Origin of the sequence: Stenotrophomonas sp., assembly GCF_032103445.1 — a bacterium.
Lineage (GTDB): Bacteria > Pseudomonadota > Gammaproteobacteria > Xanthomonadales > Xanthomonadaceae > Stenotrophomonas.
The window spans coordinates 38,546-48,612 of the sequence record NZ_DAMDFR010000032.1; the positions used below are offsets into that span (position 1 = coordinate 38,546).

General features: G+C 65.8%; 8 protein-coding genes and 1 tRNA gene. 1 reads left to right on the plus strand and 8 read right to left on the minus strand.

Annotated features, from left to right (window positions below; all coding sequences use genetic code 11):
- Nucleotides 1-154 precede the first annotated feature (154 nt).
- On the plus strand, nt 155-2,893 hold the full coding sequence (locus tag RT551_RS12815) for a TonB-dependent receptor (protein ID WP_313459227.1): 2,739 nt from the start codon (nt 155-157) through the stop codon (nt 2,891-2,893).
- A 606-nt stretch (nt 2,894-3,499) separates the two neighbouring features.
- On the opposite strand, the gene ychF is transcribed toward RT551_RS12815, so the two are convergent.
- The 8 genes from ychF to RT551_RS12855 form a co-directional block, all read right to left on the minus strand.
- Nucleotides 3,500-4,591 (minus strand): redox-regulated ATPase YchF, encoded by a 1,092-nt coding sequence (gene ychF, locus RT551_RS12820; RefSeq protein ID WP_313459229.1) that lies wholly within the window; start codon nt 4,589-4,591, stop codon nt 3,500-3,502.
- 52 nt (nt 4,592-4,643) lie between these two features.
- Nucleotides 4,644-5,222 (minus strand): aminoacyl-tRNA hydrolase, encoded by a 579-nt coding sequence (pth, locus tag RT551_RS12825; protein ID WP_313459233.1) that lies wholly within the window; start codon nt 5,220-5,222, stop codon nt 4,644-4,646.
- Between the two features lie 47 nt (nt 5,223-5,269).
- A complete protein-coding gene (locus RT551_RS12830) occupies nt 5,270-5,887 on the minus strand; it encodes a 50S ribosomal protein L25/general stress protein Ctc (protein ID WP_311190281.1) in 618 nt (205 codons plus the stop codon).
- A 116-nt stretch (nt 5,888-6,003) separates the two neighbouring features.
- Nucleotides 6,004-6,963 (minus strand): ribose-phosphate diphosphokinase, encoded by a 960-nt coding sequence (locus RT551_RS12835; protein ID WP_125358654.1) that lies wholly within the window; start codon nt 6,961-6,963, stop codon nt 6,004-6,006.
- Nucleotides 6,964-7,097: 134 nt separating this feature from the next.
- Nucleotides 7,098-7,174: transfer RNA gene (locus RT551_RS12840), tRNA-Gln, on the minus strand.
- Between the two features lie 9 nt (nt 7,175-7,183).
- On the minus strand, nt 7,184-8,056 hold the full coding sequence (ispE, locus tag RT551_RS12845) for a 4-(cytidine 5'-diphospho)-2-C-methyl-D-erythritol kinase (protein WP_313459236.1): 873 nt from the start codon (nt 8,054-8,056) through the stop codon (nt 7,184-7,186).
- Entirely contained in the window at nt 8,053-8,715 is a 663-nt protein-coding gene (lolB, locus tag RT551_RS12850; protein ID WP_313459239.1) for a lipoprotein insertase outer membrane protein LolB, read from the minus strand. The genes ispE and lolB overlap by 4 nt, the downstream gene beginning before the upstream one ends.
- A partial coding sequence (locus tag RT551_RS12855; protein ID WP_313459241.1) for a tetratricopeptide repeat protein occupies nt 8,712-10,067 on the minus strand: 1,356 nt, incomplete at its 5' end. The genes RT551_RS12855 and lolB, both read right to left, overlap by 4 nt.

Genomic DNA, 10,067 nt, shown 5'->3' on the forward strand with positions numbered 1-10,067 from the left:
AGGAAAGTGAGGTACATCATGCCGCAGCCTGACCAAGCTGAAGCAGGGCCGCTGGCGGCTGACGTAAAAAAGGCGTTAAATGCGCGCCGTCCATTCCGAATGTGAATGGGGGCCAGGCCTCCCCTGAGGCCGACTTTTCTTCTCGAGAATTCTCATGCGTAAACAGGCGATGGCGTGGTCGATCCAGCTGGCGTTGATGGGTGTGTCCGCCACGGCGGCGGCCCAGTCCCCGGCGGCCCCTGACGTGCAGCAACTGGACACGGTACAGGTGACCGGCTCGCGCATTCCGCGCGCCCAGGTGGAAGGGCCGGCCCCGGTGACGGTGATCACCGCCGAGCAGATCCAGGCCAGCGGCTTCACCAGCGTGCCGGACGTGCTGCGCGCGATGACCCAGAACGGCGGCGAAACCCAGAGCCAGCAGTCGGCCAGCGGCGCGGACTTCTCGCCCGGGGCACAACAGGTGGACCTGCGCGGGCTGGGCCCGAACCACACCCTGGTACTGGTCAATGGCCGGCGCATTGCCGACTTCCCGATGCCGTTCCAGGGCCGCAGCAACTTCACCGACGTGTCCAACATTCCGCTGGGCATGATCGAGCGGATTGAAGTGCTGACCGGCAGTGCCTCGGCGATCTACGGTTCGGACGCGATTGCCGGCGTGGTCAACTTCATCCTGAAGAAGCAGGTGGACGGCACCACGGTGGACGTGCGCATGGGCACCACCACCGAAGGCGGCGGCGAGTCGTTCGACATGAGCGTGGCCAGCGGCTTCGACGCCGGTCGCTTCAGCGCGGTGTACAGCCTGGAACTGCAGTCGCAGACGCCGCTGTGGGCATACGAGCGCGACCAGCAGGATTCGACCCTGGACGCGCCGACCGAAAGCGCGCGCGCAGCACGCCGTGCCTACCTGCGCACCGACTACAACGATGACTACCTGGACCCGGGCCAGGCCACCTGCGACGCCCTCGCCGGGCAGAACCGTGGCAGCACCTATTACGCCGAGCGTCCGCGCTACGGCTTCTACTGCGGTAGTGACCGTTCGATCGGCTACGGCACGATCCTGAGCAAGCGCCGCGGGGCCAACGGCTATGCATCGCTGCGCTACGCCTTCGACAATGGCGCGGAATGGTTCGCCGACGTGCAGCTGGGCTACCACGACATCGCCCTGATGCGCGATGTGACCCAGTGGGGTCGCATGGCCGCCGATGGCAATGAAGAGGGCTACTTCTACAACCAGGCCACCGACCAGGTGGAGTTCTGGCAGCGCCAGTTCTCGCCGGAGGAAATGGGCGGCTTGGACAACGCCATGGTGCGCAGCACCCAGAAGACCTTCAGCGTCACCACCGGCTTCAAGGGCACCCTGACCGGTGAATGGGACTACGAGGCCTCGCTGAGCCACTCGCAGTACCAGTCCAGCATGCGCTGGCCGCAGATCATCGCCGCCAAGGCGAATGACCTGTTCCTGGGGCCACAGCTGGGTGAAGACGATGACGGCTTCCCGATCTACAACGCCGACCCGGCGCGCCTGTACCAGCCGCTGACCCGCGCCGAGTACGACAGCATTGCCGCGCGCACGACCTACACGCCGAAGTCGCGCACCGACACGGCCGCGCTGACCCTGACCAACGGCGAGTTGTTCACGCTGCCGGGCGGCAAGGCCGGCTTCGCGGCCACGGCGGAGTTCGGCAACCAGTCCTATGCACTGAATCCGGACCCGCTGGCCACGCAGTACTACTACTACAGTTGGAAGGACTCTGACGGCCACGGCAGCCGCAACCGCTGGGCGACGGCGGCGGAACTGCGCCTGCCGCTGCTGGAGACGCTGAACCTGAGCGTGGCGGGTCGTTACGACCAGTACCGCTACTCGGGCAACACGATCGGCAAGGCGACCTGGAGCGGCGGCATCGAATGGCGTCCGCTGGACACGCTGCTGGTGCGCGGCTCGTACGGCACGGCGTTCCGTGCGCCGGACCTGCACTACGTGTATGCGGGCCCGGGTAATGACGAAACCAGCGCCAATGACTACTACGCCTGTGCACTGGACGGGGCGGACGACTGCTCCGACTACGAGGAGAACCTGATCCGCTCGCGCGCGGGCAACCGCCAGCTGGACCCGGAGACCAGCACGTCGTGGAGTGCGGGGCTGGTGTGGTCGCCGGCGATCGGGCTGGACCTGTCAGTGGACTGGTTCGATATCGACATGCGCGACCAGGTGCAGGACATGGACGTGAGCACGATCCTGCGCGACGAGGCGGCCTGCCGCCTGGGCGATGCGGACGCAGCGTCGCCGACCTGCGTGGATGCGGTCAGCCGGGTGACGCGCACGGAGGATGGCCGCCTGTACGGGGTGCACGTGAGCCCGATCAACGTGGCACGCGAGCGCACCCAGGGTATCGACGTGGGCCTGCGCTACCGTCTGACCACGGGGGTGGGCGACTTCATCCTGAGCGGAAACCACACCTGGGTAAAGACGCACGACTTCCAGCAGTACGCGGGTGACGCAGTGGAGGACCAGTTCGCGGTGAACAGCGGCTTCGACATCCCGCGCACCAAGACCAGCGCCAGCCTGACCTGGGAGCAGGCGGCGTGGTCGGCAACGCTGTACGGTTCGCGCCTGGGCCGGCTGCCGACCTACGACAGCTACGACCAGAGCTTCGACTGGGACAGCGGCGACAGCCCGTGGGTGAAGGCCACCTACCGCTACAACGTCTCGCTGCAGTACCGCTTCGACGACCACTCGCGCCTGTCGCTGTCGGTGGTCAACGTGTTCAACAAGATGCCGCCGAAGGATGCGACGTACACCTCGTACCCCTACTACGACGTCAGCTGGTTCGACACCGTGGGTCGCACCATCAACCTGCAGTACACACACAAGTTCGGTGGCTCGGCCCTCTGACCGCCTGATGGTGTAATCGCATGGATCCGGCGGCAGCCACGCAGGGCGTGGCTCTACCGGATCCGTGCAAACCACCGCGCAAGCTGCCTTGGTAGCGTCGGTCGACAGACGACGGCCGTGGACCGCTCAACATCCGGTAACGCATGACCCGGGATCGAAACCGGCTGTTCCTGTGACCGCGGCGGTTCGACGACACGCATGGCGTGTCGCTACTTCTCCACATGGCATGTGGAATGGTCCGGGAGAATGATGTGGATAACCCACGCAGAGCCCGGTGCGACAGCGTTTTCGAAGTCCTGATCATTTTTTGACCACACTCAATCGCCCCACGTTTTCCACATTCCACGTGGAAAGCGATGGGAGTTTGCTGTGGACAACTGCATGTAAACCACACCCCACAACGCTTTCAACACGTGGCGATTTTTTGTCCAGCCATGCTGCAGGTTTTCCACACCCTACGTGGAAAGCCGTGGGAGTTTGCTGTGGACAACTGCGCTGAACGTTGCGCTGCAACCGTTTCAACACGCGGTCATTTTTTCACCACCCCCAAAACGCACAACGCCCCGCACGAAGGCGGGGCGTTGTGGACATCCATCGCGGATGAGATCAGACGTTGAAGCGGAAGTGCAGAATGTCGCCTTCCTGGACGCGGTATTCCTTGCCTTCCAGACGCAGGCGCCCGGCTTCCTTGGCACCGGCTTCGCCCTTGTACTTGATGAAGTCGGCATACGCGATGGTTTCGGCGCGGATGAAGCCCTTCTCGAAGTCGGTGTGGATGACCGCAGCAGCCTGGGGAGCGGTGGCACCCTTGCGCACGGTCCAGGCACGGACTTCCTTTAGACCGGCGGTGAAGTAGGTCTGCAGGCCCAGCAGGCTGTAGGCCGCATTGATCACGCGGTTCAGGCCCGGCTCGGTCAGGCCGAGGTCGGTCAGGAAGGTATCGCGGTCTTCGTCGTCCAACTGCGAGAGCTCTTCTTCAATGGCCGCCGACACCGGCACCACCATCGCGCCTTCGGCGGCGGCATGGGCGCGCACGGCTTCCAGGTGCGGGTTGTTGTCGAAACCGTCTTCCAGCACGTTGGCGATGTACATCACCGGCTTGATGGTGAGCAGGAACAGGTCGCGGATCAGCGCCTTTTCCTCGTCGTCCAGGCCGACCGAACGCGCGGCCTTGCCGTCGGCCAGCGCGGCCTGCAGCTTGGCCAGCACCGGCTTGCGTGCGGTCGCTTCCTTGTCGCCGCCCTTGGCGGCGCGCTCGGCGCGGTTCAACGCCTTTTCCACGCTGTCCAGGTCGGCCAGGGCCAGCTCGATGTCGATGGTTTCGATGTCGGCGATGGGGTCAACCTTGCCGGCCACGTGCACGATGTCGCCGTGCTCGAAGCAGCGCACCACGTGGGTGATCGCGTCCACTTCACGGATGTGGGCCAGGAACTTGTTGCCCAGACCTTCACCGCTGGCGGCACCGGCGACCAGGCCGGCGATGTCAACGAACTCGACCGCGGTCGGAATGACCTTCTGCGGGTTGATGATCGCCGCCAGTTCGTTCAGGCGCGGGTCGGGCACCGGCACGATGCCGACGTTCGGTTCAATCGTGCAGAACGGGAAATTGGCCGCGGCGATGCCCGCCTTGGTCAGCGCGTTGAACAGGGTCGACTTGCCGACATTGGGCAGACCGACGATGCCGCATTTGATACCCATCTTTGACAACCTCTGGTGGGGCAGATACCGACCGTGGGTCGGTACGCCGTGATTATTTCGGGGTGTGCAGTCGCTTCATGGCTTCGTTGTAGTCGCCCTGCACCGCCAGCGGCAACACATCGATTGCATCGTCGATGGCGCGGGACATCATCACGTCATCTTCTTTGGACGGGCGTCCCAGTACCCAGCCCACCACGCGGTCCTTGTGACCGGGATGGCCGATACCCAGGCGCAGGCGATGGAATCTGCCGTGGCCGAGCAGGCGCATGGTATCGCGTAGGCCATTCTGGCCGCCGTGGCCGCCATCGAACTTCAGCCGTGCCACACCGGGGGCAAGGTCCAGTTCGTCATGCGCCAACAGGGTGTCCTCAGGCTCGATCTTCCAGAACCGCTGCGCGGCGGTGACCGACTTGCCACTGAGGTTCATGAAAGTGGCGGGCTTGAGCAGCCACACCGGCTGGCCGGCAATCTCGACCTTGGCGGTCTCGCCGAACAGCTTGCTGTCCACGTTCCAGCGCGCACCGGCCTTTTCGGCCAGGGCCTCAACGAAATGAAACCCGGCATTGTGCCGGGTCCGGGCGTGTTCCGATCCGGGGTTGCCCAGACCGACGATCAGTCGCAATCCTGCCATCGTCCCTTCCAGCACGGTGCCCGCCCGAAGGCGGGCACCGCTTGGTATTACTCGGCAGCCGGAGCTTCTTCGTCGGCCGCGTCGACCTTGCCGGTCTTGGCGGTGACGATGGCGTCGTCGTGGTCCTTGCCCAGCGCCAGGGCCGGGATTTCCACGCCCTTCGGCAGCTTGATGTTGGACAGGTACACCACGTCACCGGCATTCAGGCCAGCCAGGTCGACGTCGATCGACTCCGGCAGATCCTTCGGCAGGCAGGACACGGTAACTTCCTTCAGTTCGTGGGTGACCACGACGTCGGCAGCCTTGCCAGCCGGCGAGGTGTCTTCGTTGATGAAGTGCAGCGGCACCGAAGCGGTCAGCTTCTCGTTTTCGTTCACGCGCTGGAAGTCCAGGTGCATGATCAGCTGCTTGAACGGGTGGCGCTGCATGTCACGCAGCAGCACCTTCTGGATCTTGCCGTCCAGGTTCAGGTCCAGGATGGACGAGTAGAACCACTCGTTCTGCTGGGCCAGCCAGATGGCGTTGTGGTCCAGGCTGATGGCGACCGGTTCGGCGTTGCCACCGTACACGATGGCCGGAATCACACCGGCGTGACGCAGGCGGCGGCTCGCACCCTTACGCTGCAGTTCACGCTTGGTGACCTTGATTTCATGGGTCTTCGACATTTTCTTGCTACCAGTTGGTGCCTTGCCGGAATGGCTTGGCGGTTGAAAGGCACTTCCGCGACCAGAAGCGCCCGGGGTTCCACCCACCGTTGCCGGCGGGCGGGAAAAACTTCACATCAATCCACGTACAGCGAGCTGACCGACTCACCGAAGGCGATGCGGCGCATCGTCTCGGCCAGCATTTCCGCCACGCTGAGCTGGCGGATCTTGCTGCACACCCGCGCTTCATCACGCAGCGGGATGGTGTCGGTCACCACCAGCTCATCAAGCTGGGAGTTGTTCAGGTTGTCCACCGCCGGGCCCGAAAGCACGGCGTGGGTGCAGTACGCCGCCACCTTGAGCGCGCCGCGCGCCTTCAGCGCTGCAGCCGCTGCACACAGGGTGCCGGCGGTATCGACGATGTCATCGACCATCACGCAGGTCTTGCCTTCGACGTCACCGATGATGTTCATCACGGTGGAGACGTTGGCGCGCGGACGGCGCTTGTCGATGATCGCCAGATCGGCATCGTCCAGACGCTTGGCGACAGCGCGCGCACGCACCACGCCACCCACGTCCGGGGACACCACGATCAGGTTTTCGGTGCCGTAGGCGCGCCAGATGTCGGCGAGCAGCAGCGGCGACGCATACACGTTGTCGACCGGCATGTCGAAGAACCCCTGGATCTGGTCCGCATGCAGGTCAACGGTGAGCACCCGGTCGGCCCCCACCGCGCTGAACATCTTGGCGGCGACCTTGGCGGTGATCGGCACGCGCGAGGAACGCATGCGGCGATCCTGGCGCGAGTAGCCGAAGTACGGCACCACCGCGGTGACACTGTTGACCGAAGCGCGCTTGAGCGCATCGATCAGCACCAGCAGTTCCATCAGGTTCTCGGCGCTGGGCGCACAGGTCGGCTGGATCACGAACACGTCCTGCTTGCGGACGTTTTCCTCGATCTCGACCTGCACTTCACCGTCGGAGAAGCGCGACACCAACGCCTTGCCCGGACGCACCCCCAGTTCCTTGCAGATGCTCTGCGCAAGGCGCTTGTTGGCGTTGCCGGAAAAAACCAGCAGGTTGGGGTGTTCTTGCATCATGACGGTCTCGGGCGGGAGCTATGGCGGAGAACTCGGCCGCCGGCACCCGAAGGTGTCTGCGGTGACAACACCGCGAAGGTCCAACCGGGACCGCGCAACATGCGCAGGTACCCGCCGTGGATCTTCGCGAGTGGCAGGGGCGGGAGGATTCGAACCTCCGAATGCCAGGATCAAAACCTGGTGCCTTGGGCCTCTTGGCGACGCCCCTGCATCAAAATCAACAACGCTCGAGTACATCAAGCAGTGGCGAGCGCTCCACGCCCGCAGCCACCCATGCCCGCAGCTCCTTCGGCAACTGCGCCAGGCCCTGCTCTGCAGCAGCGCGCGTGGCGAACTCGACGAAGCAACCGCTTCCCGACCCGGTGAGTCGTGCCCGGCCAATCCTGCTCAACGTTGCAAGCACTGCCTCCACGGCAGGTTCGCGACGGCGCAGTACCGGCTCGAACGCATTCCCGAGCAAAGACCCGGAAGCGAAGTCCGCTATTTTCGCTACTGGGGCGTCCCGCGTCAAATCCGGACAGGCAAAAAGAGCCACGGTCGGCACGTGGACGCCGGGGTCGGCAATGACGTACCAGGCCGGATTCAGGTTCACCGGCGTGAGCTGTTCGCCCACCCCTTCGGCCCAGGCGTTGTGGCCACGCACGAACACCGGCACGTCGGCCCCCAGCTGCAGGCCGAGCGCGGCCAGCGCGTTTTCGTCCAGTCCGGCATCCCACAGGCGGTTCAGCACCACCAGCACGGTGGCCGCGTCGGAAGAGCCGCCACCGAACCCGCCCCCTGCCGGAACGGATTTTTCGACAACAATGTCGACACCTTGGGCGATGTTGGCCGTTTTTTTAAGCAGGAGCGCCGCGCGCACAGCAAGGTCATCGGCTTCGGCCACGCCAGCCACCGACGCCCCTTCCCGACGGATCTGCCCGTCTTCACGCAGGCGCAGGCCAATCCGGTCGCCCCAGTCCAGCAGGCGGAACACGGTCTGCAGCAGGTGGTAGCCGTCTGCCCGACGCCCGGTGATGTGCAGGAACAGGTTCAGCTTGGCCGGGGCCGGCCACCAGGACCAGCCCGCGTCATTCGGGTCCGGCCGGTTCATGGCTGGGCCAGCGCCCAGCTGTCGACCAGCACCCGCACCTTGGCGTCGCCGTTGACCGCTTCAATCCGGCGCGGCAGGCCAGGCTGGCCGTCCTGCGCCGGATACCAGTCCAGGTACTGGATGTCCCAGCCCATCTGCCGTACCCGGCGGGGACGGCCTTCCGCGTCGCGTTCGACCTGTTCGGCCGTCGCGGCATCGTCGGCCACCAGTCCACGCACCCAGTCGGGCAGCTGATTGACCGGAATGTCCCAGCCGGTCGCTTCCAGCAGCAGCTGCTGGGCATCCTCGCCTTCACGCGGACCACCGTCCAACCCCTCCAGGCGACCGCCCTCGTGGTGGCTGTCGCCGGTCAGGGTCCAGCTCTGCCGGGTCACCGGTGCACTCAGCTGGATCACGTACTGCCGCGCCTGCTGCCGCCAGTCGATGCGACCGTTGCCGCCGTTTCGCCCCTTGTTGACCGCGACGCGGCCCTGGAAGCTCCAGTCCGGCTGCGTGCGCAGCGCGGCAACCCGGTCGTTCTCAGCCTGTTGGGCCGCAGCCGACACGGTCTCCACCACCGCCGGAGCGGCCGGGGCATTGCGCGGCCCCATCGACACGCAGGCCGACAGCGATAACGCCAGGGCTACGCCGGCCCCGGCTTTCAGGTAATGCATGGTCATACGCCGTACTTCTCGATCACGCGCTGCAGCGCGCGGTTGTCAGGATCCAGCTTGCGTGCCTCGTCGAAGAAGTGCCGGGCTTCGTCCTTGCGTCCCAGCACCCACAGCACTTCGCCCACGTGGGCGGCGATTTCCGCGTCCTTGGCCAGGGTCCAGGCCCGGCGCAGCTGCACCAGGGCCTCTTCATTGCGGCCGAGGCGATACAGCACCCAGCCGTAGCTGTCGATGATGGCGGCATTGTCCGGGTCGGCCACGCGCGCACGATCGATCAGCTCCAGCGCCTCCTGGTAGCGGGTGGTGCGGTCGGCCAGGGTGTAGCCCAGCGCATTGAGCGCGGCCACGTTCTCCGGCTCGGTGACCAGGATCTTGCGCAGGTCGGCTTCGGCGCGCGGCGCGTCGTCGCGGCGCTCCCAGGCCAGTGCACGGGCATACAGCAGGCCATTCTCATCCGGGTAGGCCGCCAGGCCCCGCGCCAGGGCATCGAGTTCCCCGGGCAGATCGTTGCCACGCTGGCGCAGCTCGGCTTCCAGCAGATAGGCGTCGCGGCGGGCTTCATCGTCGACGGTGGCGTCGGACTGGATGGCATGCACTTCCGCGAACGCCAGATCGGTGCGCCCGACCAGATACTGCGCATTGGCCGCGCGCAGGCGCGCTTCGGCCAGCTCTTCACCCCCGGGCACGCTGTGGTACCAGTCCACCGCCTCGGCCGGGCGCTTGAGGTACTCGGCGATCTTGCCCAGCAGCAGGCGCTGGCCCGGATCCGGCTTGTTGGCGTGGCGCGACAGCTCGGCGTACAGCGCCGACAGCGCCGCGTCGTCCTTTTCCTTGGCCAGCAGCGAGGCGCGCATGCCCCAGGTCTGCACGTCCTGCGGCCCCACCGCGAGCAGGCGCTCGGCGGCACGCGCATCGCCCATCGCGTCGTAGGCGATGGCCACCGCGTTGCGCAGTTCGGGATCCTGGCGCGCCTTGGGCTCCACCGCTTTCAACGCCGCCAGCGCTTCATCGCGGCGACCGGACTGGAACATCTGGCTGGCATTGAGCAGGGCCACCCGCGGCTCACCCGGGAAGCGCTTTACCACTTCGTCGATCATGCGCCGCGCCAGCACCGGCTGGTCCATGCGCATGGCCAGCCGACCAAACTCCTGCCAGGCGTCGAGCTGGTTGGGAATGGCATTGGCGTCGACCAGCTCCCCAAGGACGTCGGCCGACACCGCCGGGTCACGGCCACCGCCAACCAGGGCCGCCAAGGCGAAGCGCCAGCCGCGCGGATCGGGATCGGCCAGCAGCGCGGTCAGCTCGGTACGGGCGGCCTTGACCTCGCCGGTGCGCAGGTCCAGTGCGGCCGCGGCGCT